This window comes from Shewanella sp. UCD-FRSSP16_17 (assembly GCF_001675935.1).
In the GTDB taxonomy this organism is placed as follows: Bacteria; Pseudomonadota; Gammaproteobacteria; order Enterobacterales; family Shewanellaceae; genus Shewanella; species Shewanella japonica.
The window spans coordinates 124358-142891 of the sequence record NZ_LZFV01000024.1 but is presented as its reverse complement, the minus strand read 5'-3'; the positions used below and the strand labels follow the sequence as shown (position 1 = coordinate 142891).

General features: G+C 41.2%; 12 protein-coding genes. 3 read left to right on the top strand and 9 right to left on the bottom strand.

Annotation, left to right across the window (positions count from 1 at the left end):
* Positions 1–32: 32 nt before the first annotated feature.
* Entirely contained in the window at positions 33–3194 is a 3162-nt protein-coding gene (locus A9267_RS12050) for a TonB-dependent receptor (protein ID WP_065109343.1), read from the bottom strand.
* 331 nt (positions 3195–3525) lie between these two features.
* Here A9267_RS12050 and A9267_RS12045 point away from each other — a divergent pair, with 331 nt between their 5' ends.
* Positions 3526–4320, top strand: coding sequence for a S1/P1 nuclease (locus tag A9267_RS12045; protein WP_055023537.1), 795 nt, complete (start codon positions 3526–3528; stop codon positions 4318–4320).
* A gap of 218 nt (positions 4321–4538) precedes the next feature.
* Here the strand turns inward: A9267_RS12045 and A9267_RS12040 are convergent, their stop codons facing one another.
* The 5 genes from A9267_RS12040 to zntR all read right to left on the bottom strand — a co-directional run bounded on the left by A9267_RS12040 (position 4539) and on the right by zntR (position 13370).
* Positions 4539–6416 carry a multiheme c-type cytochrome gene (locus tag A9267_RS12040; RefSeq protein ID WP_065109342.1) on the bottom strand — a complete coding sequence of 626 codons (1878 nt, stop codon included), beginning with the start codon at positions 6414–6416 and terminating at the stop codon, positions 4539–4541.
* 421 nt (positions 6417–6837) lie between these two features.
* Positions 6838–8793 (bottom strand): multiheme c-type cytochrome, encoded by a 1956-nt coding sequence (locus A9267_RS12035; RefSeq protein ID WP_065109341.1) that lies wholly within the window; start codon positions 8791–8793, stop codon positions 6838–6840.
* A 570-nt stretch (positions 8794–9363) separates the two neighbouring features.
* Complete coding sequence (locus A9267_RS12030) at positions 9364–11208, bottom strand: multiheme c-type cytochrome (protein WP_065109340.1); 1845 nt, start codon at positions 11206–11208, stop codon at positions 9364–9366.
* 311 nt (positions 11209–11519) lie between these two features.
* On the bottom strand, positions 11520–12893 hold the full coding sequence (locus tag A9267_RS12025) for an SO_0444 family Cu/Zn efflux transporter (RefSeq protein WP_065109339.1): 1374 nt from the start codon (positions 12891–12893) through the stop codon (positions 11520–11522).
* Between the two features lie 24 nt (positions 12894–12917).
* Positions 12918–13370 (bottom strand): Zn(2+)-responsive transcriptional regulator, encoded by a 453-nt coding sequence (gene zntR, locus A9267_RS12020; RefSeq protein ID WP_065109338.1) that lies wholly within the window; start codon positions 13368–13370, stop codon positions 12918–12920.
* Between the two features lie 303 nt (positions 13371–13673).
* Between zntR and purH the strand changes: the two genes are divergently transcribed.
* Together purH and purD are read left to right on the top strand one after the other, a co-directional pair.
* Positions 13674–15263 carry a bifunctional phosphoribosylaminoimidazolecarboxamide formyltransferase/IMP cyclohydrolase gene (purH, locus tag A9267_RS12015; protein ID WP_065109337.1) on the top strand — a complete coding sequence of 530 codons (1590 nt, stop codon included), beginning with the start codon at positions 13674–13676 and terminating at the stop codon, positions 15261–15263.
* A gap of 95 nt (positions 15264–15358) precedes the next feature.
* Positions 15359–16660, top strand: a complete 1302-nt coding sequence (gene purD, locus A9267_RS12010; RefSeq protein ID WP_065109336.1) for a phosphoribosylamine--glycine ligase — start codon at positions 15359–15361, stop codon at positions 16658–16660.
* Positions 16661–17000: 340 nt separating this feature from the next.
* Here purD and A9267_RS22270 read toward each other — a convergent pair whose 3' ends face one another.
* The 3 genes from A9267_RS22270 to A9267_RS12000 all read right to left on the bottom strand — a co-directional run bounded on the left by A9267_RS22270 (position 17001) and on the right by A9267_RS12000 (position 17947).
* Complete coding sequence (locus tag A9267_RS22270; protein WP_443018796.1) at positions 17001–17189, bottom strand: T6SS effector amidase Tae4 family protein; 189 nt, start codon at positions 17187–17189, stop codon at positions 17001–17003.
* A gap of 17 nt (positions 17190–17206) precedes the next feature.
* The gene (locus A9267_RS21925; RefSeq protein ID WP_197495532.1) at positions 17207–17563 is read right to left on the bottom strand and encodes a T6SS effector amidase Tae4 family protein; all 357 of its coding nucleotides are present in this window, start codon (positions 17561–17563) and stop codon (positions 17207–17209) included.
* 186 nt (positions 17564–17749) lie between these two features.
* Positions 17750–17947 (bottom strand): hypothetical protein, encoded by a 198-nt coding sequence (locus tag A9267_RS12000; protein WP_065109335.1) that lies wholly within the window; start codon positions 17945–17947, stop codon positions 17750–17752.
* Between the last annotated feature and the right edge of the window lie 587 nt (positions 17948–18534).

Here is an 18534-nt window from a genome sequence, read left to right as displayed (position 1 = left end):
GCTCGGTATTTTATCGGTTAAATTAGCTCAATTTAGAACTTGTATTTAACACCTACTTTTAACTGCCAAGCAGACTTATTAATATCATAAGTATTTTGGTTAGCTGTTTCGATACCATCTTGGCCATAAGGCACTGAGTAAGTGTATACACCCGTGTCAGCATTGTAGTTATGGTCAACTAGGATTTTGCTACCAAATGATTGATACTCAACAACACCCCAATCGTCATTCATTAGATTAAGTACGTTTTTCACGTCAAAGTACAAGATACCTTTATGATCTTCTAGGAAGCCAGGTAGCTCTTGAGTGAAGCGGAAATCTAACTGGTGAACCCAAGGTTGGTTATCAGTACCCTTAGGTGCGATACCGCCGGCGTATTCACTTAGACCAATTTCATCAATAGCTGCTTTAAAGTCTTCGTAAGTTAAGCCACCAGCATATTCAACATTGGCATCATCAGCACCTGTTGGAATGTATGGAAGGTATGCATCAGAGTAGGCAAATGAACCTTGGTCACCGAAACCACGGTCATTGTGCGAACCTAGAACCCAAGTCATAGGACGGCCTTCACGTGCTTCATAGAACATGTTGAAGCTTGAGTTGTAACCCGCAACAAACTCAACATCATAACCTAAACTAAAGGTGAAACGATGTGGTGTTTCATAGTAACCAGGGCCAATTGTTGTACCGTTACGGTCATACTGAGTAATCGGGTATTGGTAGTTAGATGTCGCTGTTGAAGACGAACCTTGGTTACCTTCATCAACAGAGTTGTAGGCATAACCTAAGCGCATATTAAGACCCATGTCCCAGTTTTTCGCTAGGGTGAAGCTTAATGTCTGGCTCTTACCATCTTCTTCTGCATTAGTTAGCATTAAGTCATAACGTTCAGTGTTTCCACCTGCGCCATTGCTTGCTAATGGATCCCACGTTTCGTAAATCACACGGCCTGTTSAATCTGTTCCAACTTCACGACGTGCTAAATCAACCCAAGCTACGTCATTTTCTTTTTGGATATATAAGAACTCACCACCAAAGAACCAGTCTTGACCTAGAGCACCAAAGTCCCAAGTACTGTCAAAACCGATGCTTGCACGCCAATCTGAAGGTAGCTCGAAATTAGGATCTAATGAGTTAGTGTTACCATCGCCGCCAACAAGACCATCTTGAGCTTCGCTTGGTACATTACCAAAATCAGGCGTACCCCAATCGGTATTCCAACCATCGTTGAAGCTTAATAAGCTATTACCGTCATTTGAGAAGCTGTTAGACATCCAAACTGTTGGGTAACCGCCACTGTAACGACCGACACCACCGCGTAAAGTAACATCGTCAGATAAGACGTAAGTCAAACCGATACGTGGTAACCAGATATCTTTACCATCCATTGTCTCGTTGTTTGCAAAACCGTAACGGTCAACGAAGTTTTGGTTTAATGCCGGAGACTCAGACATGGTGATGGTTTCATAACGCATACCAAAGGTCATTTCTAAGTCAGCGTTAATTTCCCAAGTATCTTCAACAAATAATGCTAACGTTTCCATTGTGAAGTTAGCAGCAACATCGTTTGAGTTGCCTGATTCAGCATTTTGATAACGGAAACGATCAACAACACCATTTTCGAAATCATCAATTGAATCGAAATCCCATGACCCCATAGTGTCTTGAGCAAACAAGTTGAACACTTCGATGTCGTTATACTGGAAACCAAAACCAATGGTGTGCTCGTCTAGGTAGTAATCACCCACAAAACGAAGCTCTAAATTTTGGTTATTTAATTGATTTGATTGACGAGAACGCTCAGTACCGAAGTTAACATCACCACTGCCAGTACGTACATTAACTTGACCAATGCCGATGTTATCAACAGGGTTAGAGTTACTTGTCGTATCTTTATAAGCTAATTTGATTTCAGTAGTAAATGAATCTGTCCAGTCACTGTAAACCGTTGCTGCATAAGACTCTAACTCTTCTTCTTTATCGTACCAGTAGCTTGATAAGTTAAGTGAAGACTCATCGTCAGATACTTTGTTAGTTAAGTTACCAACAGTATTTTGATAAGTGAAAGAAGCACGATGTTCATCGTTAATGTTCCAATCCACTTTTGCTAAGATTTTTTCATCTTTTTCTTGTGGAGTTGAGCTGTAACCACCAATGTTATCTAGACCATAAACACTGTTAGAAATACTGGTAATTCTGTCTAACTCTTCTTGTGTTACACGAGAGTCGTTAGCAAAACCTGCCCCAGCTGGTCCCCACTCAGCCGCTTGTGGAGCGTCAAAGTTTTCATATGAACCAAAGAAGAATAATGTGTCTTTAATTAATGGGAAACCAACAGTCGCACCAAATGTTGTTTCTTCAAAATCTTGCTTTAATTTTTCACCCGTTTCTTGGTCTTTACCGTCGCCAGCCATGCTATCGTTAGTCGTTTCCCAAAAAACAGTACCAGCTAACTCATTCGTACCTGATTTTGTCACTACGTTAACTTGTGCGCCAGAGAAGCCACCTGTACGAGCAGAAAAAGGAGATGTGTTTAATGCAACACTTTCTACCGCATCAATTGAGATAGGAGAGCGTTGAGTTGGGTAACCGTTTGAGTTTAAGCCAAAGTCATCGTTTTGAGATACACCATCAACAACGAACGTGTTAAAGCGTGGGTTAATACCCGCAACACTCATTGAGATACCATCAGTACCTACAACAGCCATTGGGTTTTGGCGTAATACATCTTTAAGGTCACGGTTAATACCTGGAGAGTTAGCAATATCCTTAGCACCAAATTCGCTGTTGCTTCCAGCACTGCGGTAATAGTTTGCATTGCCCACAACACCGATACGCTCCATATCACCTTCAGCTTGAAGAGTACGGTTATAACGTAAGGTTTCACCAACATTTAAAAATAAGTCTTGCTCTAAATCATCCGCAAATTCTTCTGAATCTACTTTAATGATATATGGACCACCAACACGAAGACCACGAGCAGCAAACGTACCGTCAGCACCAACAGCAAGCTCAGTAACGGTGCCTGTTGGTTCATGAATGATAGTAATTGTTGCATCTGTTACAGCATTTCCTTGAGGGCCAACAATCTGACCTCGGATATTTGATGCAGTATCGGCTGCCATGGCAGGTAGAGAAACACCCATAGCAAAGCAAGTCGCTAGCGCTAAGCGACTGATTTTATTGTTTAACATTTTCAGACCCCTGAAATACTTTTATATTTTAATTTGTTTGCTAGTTAAGCTAGCTTTTAATATGAAGCCGTAGAGTAAAAACTTCAGGGCGGATTTTATAACCAATTTGTTTCAAAATCATGTCATTCTTGAACTATTTTTCAACAATATCTAAACTACTTGCGTCAAATTTACTTCACAAATTTAACCAACCCCTTACTTGGTAAGGGTTCATGGTTGTTTTGTCACAAAAATTTAATTTGAAAAATATATGATAAAACGACCTCACTCACTCGATTTAGCATGCCGTACTAGGGTCAAAGCCTGTTAAATCGCTTTTGGAATAATAATAATGAAACCTGCAGTAATTCTTTTCAGTGCAACACTTGCGCTCAGTAGCCTTGTCAGCTCACCAGTTCATGCTTGGGGCCAAAATGGTCACCGTATTATTGGAGAGTTAGCACAAAACAACCTTTCTGCTGTCGCACAAGATAAAATCAATCAAATAACGCAAGGTGAATCTTTAGCACAAATGTCGACCTGGCCAGATGAAATCCGTTCAGATAAAAACTGGCATCACGCATCACCATGGCACTATGTATCAATTGCTGACGACGAAACTTGGGACACAGTCAAAAGAAACCCGAAAGGCGATATTATTGAAAGCCTTGAGCGTTTTGAAAAAGTGTTGAAGGATCCTAAAGTTAGCAATAAAGATAAGCGTGACGCATTAGCATTTTACGTTCACTTTGTCGGTGATATTCATCAACCATTACATGTTGGCCATAGCCACGATCATGGCGGTAATAAGGTCAAGTTAAAATGGTTTGGTGAAGACACAAACTTGCATAGTGTTTGGGATAGTAAGCTGGTTGATCATAAACAGCTTAGCTACACCGAATACACAAAATTCATTGAACGTATCTCAGATAAAGACATCAAGAGTTGGGTCGGAAAAAGCTATTATGACTGGGCTGATGAGTCAAAAACATTGCGTGAAGCAACCTATGAATTAGAAAAAAACCGCGACGACCAACCAGACTTACGCTGGCAGTATATTTTCGATCATACGCCAACAGTTGAATTACGTTTACAGCAAGCAGGGATCCGTCTTGCAGAAAAGTTAAATATTATTTTCAGTAAATAATTGTAATGCTTGTTATGTGAATAAAGAGTGTCATATTAAGATAATTCTGTCGTCATTGAACTGAAATTTATTCTTCATATTTTTACAAGCCGCGTTATTACATAGCTTATTACGTATAAAAAGAGCCACTCATTTGAGTGGCTCTTTTGTTTAACACTGACTGTTAAATGAAACGTTCTAGTTAGTCAGCTTGCAGGCACTGACTCACTTTACCGTCATTAACGTTCAAATACATGGAACTTATCAATACCAAATGATTTACCTTCGGCGTGACACGTTGAACAAGATTCCATTGTAGGTTGTAAATACCAATCAGCTACAACTTCAGCGTCAATCTCACCACCGTTTTGCTCCATATGATTCAGCGCAGAAGCTGAATCATGACAAGCGTAACAGTTGGCAGTGATTGGGCTAGCCATTTTAGTATCATCACCACCGTGGAAGGCTTTAGCGCGCATGTATTGATTAGGTATTGCATATAAATCAATACCATCAGCGTGACAAGAAACACAGTTATCCGCATTTAACTCTGTTGCAGAGTTAGGGATAGGATTACCGTCTTCATCAGTCTTAAGTAACTCACTACCTACACCCCAGTGCATGCTATGGACCATAGGACCAAAGCCAGGAGCTGAACCTGCTGAGTTACGGTCTTGACCATTGTTATGACATGCTACACAGTCGTAACCGCCTTCACTGTATCCACCATTTTTATGGTAATTAGTTTCGTTGTTATGACAAGTACTGCAGCTATCAGTTGTTACTGCATGACGACGGTCATAATCAGTTACTTCTCCATCAGCGATAGCAAACACAGGAGAGTAACTGGTAAATGTCACACCGTCATATGAAGGATCATCACCGTGAGCAAATGTGACGCGAGAGCTCGCCATAATTTGTGGTGCATTGATACCAAAACTTGATGCGGCATAACACATGGTTTTAGTACCATCGCCTTTAAAGCTGGCTTCATAAGAATTGGTTTCACGGCCAATGATAGATTTATTGTTATAACCATGCATGTAACCGCCTGCATAGCTTAATGTTCCATCATTATAAAGCGTTTCGATATCTAACATGCTTTCGCCTTGGTAAAGGCTAAGATCGGTACAATAGGTAACACCAGAGTCCGTAGTGTAGATATCAGATAGGACTGTAGAATGGTCATTTCTATCAGCTTGTCGTTCAACTAAACCGATACCTGAAAGTGATGCATGGAATTCACGGGCATCAAAGTCATTCATCGCCATCACAATGCCGCTAGCAGCATCTGTTGAGTGACAATCGCTACAACCATTTCCTGCAATACTGGTATTAATCACTGGCTCAGCATGACAGGTATAACAGTTAGCAACCTCAAAGTCTTTTTCAAACTTCTGATGATTCACGTGACCGATTTTCTGTAATGTGTTGGTGGCATATCCGCCATTTTCTTCAGCTTGAGAAACGTTGTTATGACACACTAAACAACCTGCAACAAAATCAACCTCGCCTTCAACATTAATTGCTGTGTAGCTAGGATGCTTCATGCTAGAAGTGCCATAATCCACGTGACAGCTATAACAAGTTTCTGTCGTGCTGGTATGGATCATTTCAGGCTTATCCACCACCATAGGCTGTGAACGAGCGATTTCTGTTTCGCTATCTCCGCCTACACGTAACCAAACGATACCCTCTGAGGCTGCCGTCACAGCTGGCATAGCAGCAATAAACTCATAATGCCCATCACCGATAGCTGTCAATGATGACCCTTCTTTAGTGGAATCTGTATAGCCACCGACATTGCCATCACGATTTAACACCACACCACGGTCAGTTTTTTCAGCAAATTTAGCTTCTGCTTTACCTAAACCATTGACTAAAACGCCATCTTCGTTCGTCACTTCAAATTCGTAGCGAACTTGGCCTTCCTCAATCGCATGCGAAATCATAGTGATATGGGTAATATCAGCGGATTCTGTTACTGGTGGATTAGGTCCTGGACCTGGTTCACCTGGTGCGCCATCTGCACCGTCTTTTCCATCATCAGCACAACCAGCAATCCCCATCGCTGCTGCAACAACGAAGGCTAATCTGCGTTTCGTTAAATGTTTCATCATCACTCCGAATAGTTTAATTACTACTTTTTAGGTAAACACCTGATTGGCATAGTAGGGACTAACCGCTTTATCTGGAGTGATTAAGCTCACGAAAATTTATTGATTAAACAGCAGAAAAGAGCCTTTGTGATTAAATTATGAATGAAATCAGAATCAACTTATCTGTAATTTGATTACTGGAAATGCAAGAACAATATAACTACTTTAAAATTATACACTTGTATCAAAAAGAAACTAAAAAATGTAATAAACAACGAGTGTAATTAGCAATAAAAACATAAGCATTATTACCTTTAAATACTAAATTAACCTCGTTTTTTGACCCGTTAACCAATAAAAAAGCCACTATATAAAATAGTGGCTTTTTTCAACTTATGACAATTATCTTAGCAGGGATAACATTGTCGTTAAGTTACTCTTAGCGTTCAAAGTTATGGAACTTATCAATACCGAATGACTTACCAGTATCATGACATGTTGCACAAGACTCTGAAGTACCTTCAGTGAACCATTCTGTCGTTGATGGTACATTCAACTCACCACCATTTTGCTCCATGTGGCTTAACGCTGAATCAGAGTTATGACATGCAAAACAGTTTGCAGTGATAGGGCTCGTCATTACACCAGCAGTACCGCCGTTATACGCTTTAGAAAGCATGTATTGGTTAGGTACATCAGCTAGGCTTACACCATCAGCATGACAAGAGACACAGTTATCGGCATTCAAGCTTGCTGCTGAGTTCGCTTCTGGCGCTTTATCACCTAACTCGTTACCAACACCCCAGTGCATGCTGTGAACCATTGGGCCGAAACCAGGACCAGACAATGCGCCTGTGCGATCTTGACCATTGTTATGACAAGCAACACAATCTAAACCGCCGTCACCGTAGCTACCGCTCTTATGGTAGTTAGTGTCGTTGTTGTGACAAGTCGTACAGCTGTTTTCATCGATAGTATGACGACGACCCCAATCTTGTACTTTTTCAAAGTTGATTGGGTCAACTACATCACTGTATCCAGTGAAAGACACACCGTATTCATTATCGCTATCAATCCAATTGGTATCAGCAATCGTAATACGTGAGCTGGCAGACAAGTTAGCAAGTTCATAACCCGCAGTTAGCGCGCCGTAACATACTGAACGTGAGCCGTCAGCATTTTCAATGTAGCCTTCTGAACCATGACCAATAACACGTGCAACAATAGAATCATTGTAGTAGTTGTTAATGTAAGCACCACCATAAACAACTTCATGCGCAGCATACATTTCACCAATGTTTAATTGCACCGGTGTTTCACCAGAGTTATCAAACAATGCAATATCAACACAGTAACCTGATGTCCAAGCTACATCTTTGTGATCAATCCACTCATCCATTGTAGGGTTAAAGTATGGCGCACTAGTTGTAGTGTAATGATTTGCACGAATTTCTTTACGCTCTTCTAAACCAATTTTAGAAGATTGGAAATGGAACTCACGAGCATCAAAATCATCGGCTAATACAGTGGCAGCACCTGAACCATCAGATGTATGACAATCTGAACAACCATTACCAGCAATACTGGTATTCATCACAGGCTCTGCGTGACAGGTGTAACAGTTAGTTGGGGTAAAATCTTTTTCAAATTTTTGGTGATTAATGTGACCAAGCTTTTGCATGGTATTTTTCGCATACCCACCGGTATCAAGTGAGGTACCATCTTCAGCAACATCACGTGGAACATTGTTGTGGCACACCATACAGCCACCAACAAAATCAACTTCGCCATCAATGTTTTGTGCGACATATTTCGCATGCTTAATATCTGAGGTGGCGTAATCAACGTGACATGAATAACAAGTTTCAGTTGTTGAGGTGTGGGTCATTTCTGGCTTATCAATAATGATATACGGTGAATCAGCAATATCGCCACCGCCCACTTGTAAGCGAATTAATCCTTCTGTATCTGCTTGTACAGCTGCCATTGGAGCAACGAGCTTATATTGCCCGCTGTCAACTTCTGTAATAGTTGCACCTTCAGTAGCATTATCGCCACCAAACGTTGCACTACCACCGACACTACCGTCACGGCTACGTTGAATACCGCGATCTGTCTTAGCAGCTAAGTAAATACCTGCATTTTCAAGACCCGTAATCGCAACGCCATCTTCATCAGTTAAGTTAAACTCTACTGTCACTTGGCCTTCTTCAACCATATGAGCAATATACTCAACATTGGTTACTGTAGACACTTCAGTAACTGGTGGAGTAGCGGGTTCACCCGGTGCACCATCTTCGCCATCAGCACCATCTTTACCGTCATCAGCACAACCTGCAATCCCCATTGCAGCCGCGACAACGAAAGCTAATCTTCTTTTCGTTAAATGCTTCATCATCATCTCCTATTGCCCATTACCACTTTGTAGGTACAGGTCTATTTTTATACTAGGCATTTCTTGCTCGCTAAATAGTGACAATGATCACGACTGAATTAACACGAAGCTGATTAACACTTTTTAATGTTCAAAGTTTGACTCAGATCTAAATAACTACATCCTTATATAAATAACAACAATGGCAACAGCAGACTAAACCATTGTTTTAAAAGGATTTACAACTAATTAAATAATTTAACAAACAAATTAAATCTTATTATTCAGTAGCTTAACCTGCATTTATAGTAAGTAAAGGCCTATTTACTCTATAACTGAAATTACAATTAAGTTTAAATTAAGTTAATTTTAAGGTTTGAAGTTGAGCTCAAAAATCAGTCAATGACATTATGTTGCTTTAGCAAGCACCGAAAAAGAATAGAATATGAAATTCAAACCTGCCAATTGACAGATGAAATAGAAAGGCAAAAATGAAAAAAGCCACTATTTCTAGTGGCTTTTTATTATTTATGATTGCGATATTGAGCTTTGCAGGGCCAGATAATATCGCAAGCTATAAAATGTCAGTGATTAACGCTCAAAGTTATGGAACTTATCGATACCCATTGACTTACCAGTGTCGTGACAAGTTGCACAAGACTCAGAAGTACCATTTGTGTACCAATTAGTACCAGCTTCAACATTCAGCTCACCACCATTTTGCTCCATATGGTTAAGCGCTTGCTCACCATTATGACATGCGTAACAGTTTGCTGTAATTGGGCTAGTCATAACGCCTGAATCGCCACCGTTATAGGCTTTTGAAAGCATATATTGGTTAGGAATAGCGTAAAGTTCGATACCATCAGCATGACAAGAAACACAGTTTGCAGCGTCTAGATTTCTTGCTGCTGCATTTTCACCGTCTTCACCAGCTTGGCTACCTACGCCCCAGTGCATGCTGTGAACCATTGGTCCGAAGCCTGGTGCAGAACCTGCAGCATTACGATCTTGGCCATTGTTATGACAAGCAACACAATCTAAGCCACCTTCAGCATAGCTACCATTTTTGTGGTAATTAGTTTCGTTGTTATGACAAGTTGTACAACTATCGTTTGTCACAGCATGACGGCGAGCATAGTCAGTCACATTGTTCAGATCTGCTAAGTCAGCCACTGGCGAGTAACTTGTGAATGAAACACCGTCATAAGAAGCATCTTCACCATGATTAAAGGTGACACGAGAGCTTGCCATAATTTGTGGTGTGTTCAAGTCTAGCGATGGGTGACAGAAGGTTTTAGTTCCGTCGCCTTTGTATGACTCTTCATAAGAATTTGACTCACGACCAACAATTGAATCATTGTTATAGCCATGTAGGTATGTGCTTGCGTAAGTTAATGTGCCATCAGTATATAGCGCTTCAATATCCAGTACTTCTTCGCCTTTGAATAAGGTTAAATCAGTACAGTATTCACCGATATCATTCATGTAAACAGCAGATAATGACGTGCTGTGCTCTTCACGAATAGTTTGACGCTCTGTAATGCCAATTTTTTCAGACTTAACGTGGAATTCACGTGCATCAAAGTCACTGTTAGCAGCTAATAAAGCCATGTTGTCAGACATATCTGTTGTATGACAATCGCTACAACCGTTACCCGCGATGCTTGTGTTAATCACAGGCTCAGCGTGACAGGTATAACAGTTAGTTGCAGTGAAATCTTTTTCAAAGCCATTGTGATTAATATGACCAAGCTTTTGCATGCTGTTGCGTGCGTAACCGCCATCATCTCGAACCACGTTGTTGTGACAAACTAAACAACCTGCGACTAAATCAGTTTCGCCTTCAGTATCGATTGCTGTGTAGCTTGAATGCTTAACGTCTGATGCATGGAAATCAACGTGACAAGACTGACATGTTTCTGTCGTCGTTGTGTGCACGTTTTCAGGCTTGCTAACTACGATGTAGCGAGACTTAGCAATTAAATCACCACCACCTACAGCTAAGCGAATAATACCTTCAGTACCCGCTTCAACATTTGGCATAGGTGCAACAAACTCATAATTACCGTTTTCAAGTACTGTTAAGCTAGCACCTTCAGTTGACTCGCTTGCACTACCACCAACGATAGTTCCTTCGAAATCATCACGACTACGAGCAATACCTTTGTCAGTCATCGCCGCTAATTCTGCGTTCGCTTTTTCTAAGCCAACAATTAGCATGTCTTTTTCGTTTGTGATTTGGAATTCAAAAGTTACTTTGCCATCACCAATTTCATGGTGAATAACGTCGACATTAGTAATCTCTGAGGTTTCTGCTGATGGTGGTGGTGGCGTTACGCCATCTTCGCCATCTTTTCCATCGCTACCACAGCCTGCAATCCCCATTGCTGCTGCGATAACGAATGCTAGTTTGCGTTTCGTTAAATGTTTCATCATCACTCCAATTTCTTATACCACCATTGAGGTAGCTCGGAATCATGTTAGGTATTAACCCAAACTTTATGAGTGATTCATGTCACGTAAGATCTGAACGTTAACAATTTCAATATTCTTTAAATTAAAACCTTGAGCCAGATCTAGTTTAGCTAGAGCTGATATTAACAATTAAAAATCATTCCTCAACCTGCTCGTTATTTACACGCAAACTACGTAACAAGCTGTATCAATCAATGCATTAGACTTAAGGTTCAGTTAATAAAAAAGGCCCTGAGGGCCTTTTCTATTGCTAAAGTAAAACAAATAACTTACGAACAGCAGTCTCGTCGCAAGCTTTTTTTCGGTAACTTATCATAAATAACTTTTGCCATTAACAAGGCCAATACAATCCCAGATCCCGTAGTAACAAAGTGAGGTAATAACTCATGTTCTTCACCAATTTGCGGCATGACAACAAAACCAAAGTGCTCCACAAGATAATTGACTAAGACACCAAAACTTAACGCTACGCCCAACACCCCGCCTAAATAGCCAAATAATGCGCGCTTACCTAGCTCTTTGGTGACAACACCTAAAGTGGCAATATTGGTTGCAGGCCCTGCCATCATAAAGACCAATACAGCCCCTGGTGACACACCAGCTAATAGTAAACCTGCCGCAATCGGTGTTGAGGCTGTAGCACAAATGTACATAGGGACAGATATCAACACCATCACCAACATAGCTAAAATCCCGTCACCCCATTTTGCTAAAAAGTCACCAGGAACAAACGTTTGTACTAACGCAGCAAAAAATAGACCGACTAACAACCACATCGTCGTGTCTCTCACTAAATCCGTTGCCGCGTAATGCAAACCTGACTTAATCCTTGACAATACTGACTCGTTTTTTAGCTCTGTCGCCATATCTTTTGTTGACTCGCAGCAGCTTTCAGCCGCATGTTCATGCGTGTCATTGTTGTCACTGACTGCAGCGTGATCTGTCTTAGTGGCACAGCAGCTTTTAGCAACTGTAGCCACTTTTTCGTTAATTGTATTATCTGTCTTACCCCCGCAACAACTACTCGTGCTCGGGATCGCTTCAACGTTGTCTTTGTTGCTAGAACAGCAACTGCTTGATGCCGGTTTACTTTGCGCCTTAGAACTACAACAGCTTGTTTCAGGAGCCTTAACCTCAGCGGCTTTTGAACTACAGCATGAGGACACCACTTCACCCGCGGTACCTAAATCATTCTCTTCAGCATTTTTTGCAACCTTTGATGAAGCCTTAGCCTCACTCACCTCATCTTTATCATCTCGACCAACCAATAACCCTGCCACAACGGCACTGGTAATTGCAGCAATAGGACGAATGATTGCCATAAAAGGCCCAAGTAAAACGTAAGATACAGTAACAGAATCAACGCCCGTTTCTGGGGTCGACACTAAAAATGAAGTCGTAGCGGCCTTAGAGGCACCGCTGCGACGAAGCCCCACGGCAGCAGGAATGACACCACACGAACATAACGGCAATGGCGCACCTATCACTGCGGCTTTAACCACGGTTTTAACCCCATGACCACCTAATTGCTTTTGCATCCATGCCATAGGCACAAACACTTTTAATAATCCGGCTAACACCAAGCCAAGTAATAACCAAGGCGCTGACTCTAAAAATAATTCTACAAAGTTAGTGAATAACATCTCTTGCCCCACTATTTCTTGCCACTAAGGATTGTGTACTACAGCATGATGTTCAGATTTTGGCTGTAATTCTTTATCTGATGACTCTAATGCTTCTAATATAGAGCAGTGTTCGGCGCTTTCAGGCCCGCCACAACATGCCTCTGACAATTTACTCAACGAACTCGCAAAGAACTCCAGCTCCGCTATCTTTGCTTGTACTTGCTCCAACTTGATATCGACCATGCCTTTAACATCAGCACAAGCCCAATTGGACTTATCCAGTTCAATAGACAACAACTCAGCAATATCACTTAAACTAAAGCCCACCGCTTTGGCTCGAATAATAAATCGCAGCTTTTCGGCGTCGTCTTGGTTATACAGTCGATAGCCAGAATCAGAACGATTCGAAGGGGCTAATAAACCATGTTTTTCATAAAAACGAAGCGTATCCGTTTTCACATCAAATAACGTCGCGAGCTCACCAATTCGATACATATCGTTACCTGCAAAGTTAGAATCTATATCAGTGTAATGTCATCATTATAAACCTTGGAGTTTAATCCAAGGTCAAGGGTTTTATAGAATAAAAAAGCCCCCGTACTTTGTTCTTATTTCAATATTGTGAAATCGCGCAGAAATTTCCCGAAATAAAACAGATTACGTTAAAATACGCGCGCTCGAGTACGGCTCACTAATAAAATAAAAACGAGATGTGCATCGTAGGAACTTTGGCAAAGCTGATTTAACAAACTCAGCTTTGCCAAACTTCCTTAAATAAATAGTGGACACTGTACCTACATGAATACTGTCAGACCTATTCGTCGCGCGCTGTTAAGCGTATCTGATAAAACTGGAATGCTTGAGTTTGCTAAAGCATTACATGAGCAAGGCGTAGAGCTACTTTCTACTGGTGGCACTGCTAAATTACTTGCTGATAATAATATCCCAGTGACCGAAGTTTCTGACTACACAGGTCATCCTGAAATCATGGATGGTCGTGTTAAAACACTTCACCCTAAAGTGCATGGCGGCATTCTAGCTCGTCGTGGTATCGATGAAATCGTGATGGAACAAAATGCCATCAAACCAATCGACTTAGTTGCCGTTAACCTTTACCCGTTTGCTTCTACAGTGGCAAAAGAAGGTTGTACTTTGGCTGACGCCGTTGAAAACATCGATATCGGTGGCCCAACCATGGTTCGCTCAACAGCTAAAAACCACAAAGACACCACGATTGTGGTTAACGCAAGTGATTACGACCGCGTGATTGCAGAAATGCAAGCCAATGAAGGCAGCACAACACTTGAAACTCGCTTTGACTTAGCTATTGCAGCATTCGAGCATACAGCAGCTTATGACGGCATGATTGCGAACTACTTCGGTACTATGGTACCAGCACACAGTAAAGATGAGTGCCACGAAGATTCAAGCTTCCCACGTACCTTCAATACTCAGCTGATCAAAAAGCAAGATTTACGCTACGGTGAAAACAGCCATCAAAAAGCGGCATTTTATGTTGATGCACACATTGATGAAGCATCAGTTGCCAGCGCAACTCAGCTACAAGGTAAAGCGTTGTCTTACAACAACATTGCTGATACTGACGCAGCTCTTGAGTGTGTTAAAGAATTCGACGGTCCTGCATGTGTTATCGTTAAGCATGCTAACCCATGTGGTGTTGCACTAGGCGACACCATTTTAGAAGCTTACGATCGCGCATTTAAAACTGACCCTACATCAGCATTTGGCGGCATCATTGCGTTTAACCAAGAGTTAGATGCAGACACTGCGAAAGCCATTGTTGACCGTCAATTCGTTGAAGTGATTATTGCCCCTAAAGTCAGTGCAGCAGCACGTGATATCGTTGCAGCAAAAGCAAACGTACGTTTATTAGAGTGTGGCGAGTGGAATACTAAAACCACCACTCAAGACTTTAAGCGCGTTAATGGTGGCTTATTAGTGCAAGACCGTGACCAAGGTATGGTTGATGTCGCTGACGTTAAAGTGGTATCAAAAGTACAACCAACAGCAGCACAACTTACTGATTTAATGTTCTGCTGGAAAGTCGCTAAATTCGTTAAATCTAACGCGATTGTTTACGCCAAAGATGGCATGACTATCGGTGTGGGCGCAGGTCAAATGAGCCGCGTTTACTCAGCTAAAGTAGCGGGCATTAAAGCCGCTGATGAAGGTTTGGTTGTTGAAGGCTCAGTGATGGCATCTGATGCATTCTTCCCATTCCGTGACGGTATTGATGCAGCCGCAGCAGCGGGCATCAGCTGCATCATCCAACCGGGTGGTTCAATCCGCGATGAAGAAATCATTGCCGCAGCAGACGAGCACGGCATTGCTATGGTGTTCACCGGAATGCGTCACTTCCGTCACTAAATAGCATTTGAATAGAGCAGCCTCATTTGGCTGCTTTTTTCGTTTAAAGAACATGATAATTTTTACCAAATTGAATATAAAAAAGGTGAATAAAGATGCAGGTACTTGTAATTGGCGGCGGCGGACGCGAACACGCACTAGCTTGGAAAGCAGCTCAATCAGCTCAAGTTGAAAAAGTTTTTGTTGCTCCTGGCAACGCAGGCACATCTTTAGAGCCAAAATTAGAAAACGTCGACATTAAAGTTGAAGCAATTTCAGAATTAGTGAAGTTTGCCCAAGACAACAAAATTGAATTAACCATTGTTGGCCCAGAAGTGCCTTTAGCACTTGGCGTTGTTGATGCCTTTAACGAAGCAGGTTTACCTATCTTTGGCCCAACTCAAGGTGCAGCGCAACTTGAGTCTTCAAAAGCCTTCACTAAAGACTTTTTAGCTCGCCACAACATCCCAACGGCTGACTACTCAAACTTCACTGAAATTGACGCAGCGAAAGCTTACTCTGTTGAGTTAACTGCTAAAACAGGTTTCCCTGTTGTGATTAAAGCTGACGGTTTAGCTGCAGGTAAAGGCGTGATTATCGCGCAAGACCAAGCTGAAGCCGATGCTGCAATTGAAGATATGCTAGCAGGCAATAAGTTTGGCGAAGCGGGTTCTCGCGTTGTTATTGAAGAATTTTTAAAAGGTGAAGAAGCCAGCTTTATCGTCATGGTCGATGGCAATAACATCTTAGCTATGGCATCAAGCCAAGACCATAAAGCCCGTGATAATGGCGATTACGGCCCGAACACAGGCGGCATGGGAGCATACTCACCAGCGCCAGTGGTCACGCAAACCGTACACGACTGGACAATTGCTAACGTTATCCGTCCAACGGTTGATGGGATGGCAGCAGAAGGCAATGTTTACACAGGCTTCTTATATGCTGGTTTAATGATTGCACCTGATGGCAGCGCAAAAGTACTAGAGTACAACTGCCGCTTTGGCGACCCAGAAACGCAGCCAATCATGATGCGTCTACAATCAGATTTAGTTGAACTTTGTTTAGCCGCCACCCGTGGTGAGCTTGATAAAGTGACCGCTGAATTTGATTCACGCGCAGCAGTCGGTGTGGTACTAGCTGCAGGCGGATACCCTGATGCCTACCGCAAAGCAGATGTGATTGACGGTTTATCTTTAGGTGATAACAACGCCAAAGTATTCCACGCAGGCACCGCCATGAAAGACGGTCACGTTGTCACAGCAGGCGGCCGCGTATTATGTGCAACAGCACTCGGTAACACAGTGACAGAAGCACAAAAAGCGGCATATGGTTTAGTCGATGCCATCCACTGGGATGACGTCTACTTCCGTACAGATATTGCATACCGTGCGATTGCACGTGAGCAAGGTAAAGACTAACTCGTTAATTAGCTTGTTGTTGAAGCTATGAAATAAAATCCCTGTGATAGCAGTCAATGCTAAAAGTCACAGGGATTTTTTTTGATTAATTATCGATAGTAAAATTTTAATATTTATTAATTACGGGTAAATAAAACTCTGAAGATGAATATTGATAGAATAGAAACAATGATATAACTTGGGAAAACATACATAAAAATATAAGGCGCAATATCCATCCTTTGCTCTTCATGCAGCAATGGAGATACTAAATAATTATAAAACCCTAAAAAAATCCCTATGTTAAAAATGGAATTTACAATGATAAAAGTAACTTTCTTAATCAAACTATTCATAATTATCACTTAATTTCCCAAAAATGGATTTCTTTGCTTTTATTGAAATCAGAAACTGTCCCAAAAAACTCATAAATTGATCTCATTAACATACCGCTACTGCTTATTTCATCCTTGTTCCATAAGTCAATATGGTCACCACTTTGGTTATTAGTTGTTTCATTTCCTCTTTGCCAATAATCTTTAAAGAAAATTATTCCAGTTCGATTTTTTAAGTCTTTTTGAAAAGTACTAGGTGAAATTTTTCAACCTTATGGAGTCCACCTATATTAGAAGAAGTTAACCATTTAGCCATTTCTTCAGCTCTTAAAATATGCTTAGTTCCTGAATGTGACCAACACTTTGCGGCCTTAGCGCTTGATGTAGAAACACCAACATTAATTAAAGCTTCACTTAGTAATATTGCACAATAATTGTCAAAAGGTGCAGAGCTTGTTTCTTGCTTATTTTGACACCGAGCTTTCATTAAGCTTTTCTCAGGAAATGATTCCCATAACGTTTTAAAATCTAACAAAATAAATCCCTTTATATTATTTTGATTATTAATCAGTGAATTATAACCTGCCATTTTTTTATCTTTACTTCAATTACCCTATGTAGCTATTACTCAAGTAATCACATCCCAATTAACTAGAATAATGTAGACCTTCCACCAAATGCTTACCTTGAAATAGTCGACTAAATTTAACTCTCTCAGAGCAAATAAATATCCAACCATAAAGCGCCACGACTTTTCGGCCAATAGTCCGCTTATTTAATACCCCTGTAGATATTGAATAATGTATCTAAGTTCATAGCTTCGACTTAACCAATTGCCTGCCGCAGGCTTTTGTACAGATTCATCTAAGACACGCTTCAAGTACGTCCATCTAAGCTCTGCGAAAACATCCATGTTTTCGAAGGTCTTAGACGCATCTGCACTGGGATTATTACCTCTTCGATTTAACTTCATTTGGGTATTCTAAAAACTCAAGCATAGAGCCTGAAGCCACCATTTGGCTTGAGTGCATCAAAAAAATCGCGTGAGTCCTGACATGGATGTCAGGCTAGCTTTCGAGGGGAAGGGACGCCCCATTGGAAGCGTTAGGGATTTTGAAGATGGACGAAGCGGAATACAAACGATGTAACAAGTTAAAATCATCCCCATTGAAATATTTCGCTTTTCAGAAAGTTTCGTAGGGGCGGCTAGGGATATCGAAAAGGGAAAAGCTGTTGTTTCCCTTTCGTCTGGTGTGGGCGAAGCGCCACGACTTTGATCTTATTAAAGTAAACGAAAAAATTCACTAAAAATGAGTTTTTACAAACAATCGAATCTAAGTAAATATGCACTTATATCACCGCAAGTGAATAGCTAACCTATTAGGGTAATTTATTAATCAATCTGGCCTATTCACTATTCTCAGAGAGCAAGTGATCACACTGCCAAAACATCGACTTACCCCTTATATCTATGGCAGGATGTCGGCCAGTCACAAATTAACAACAAATAATACCGACTGTTTACAAAGCAAGAAAATAAAACAAAACCCCAATAAAAAT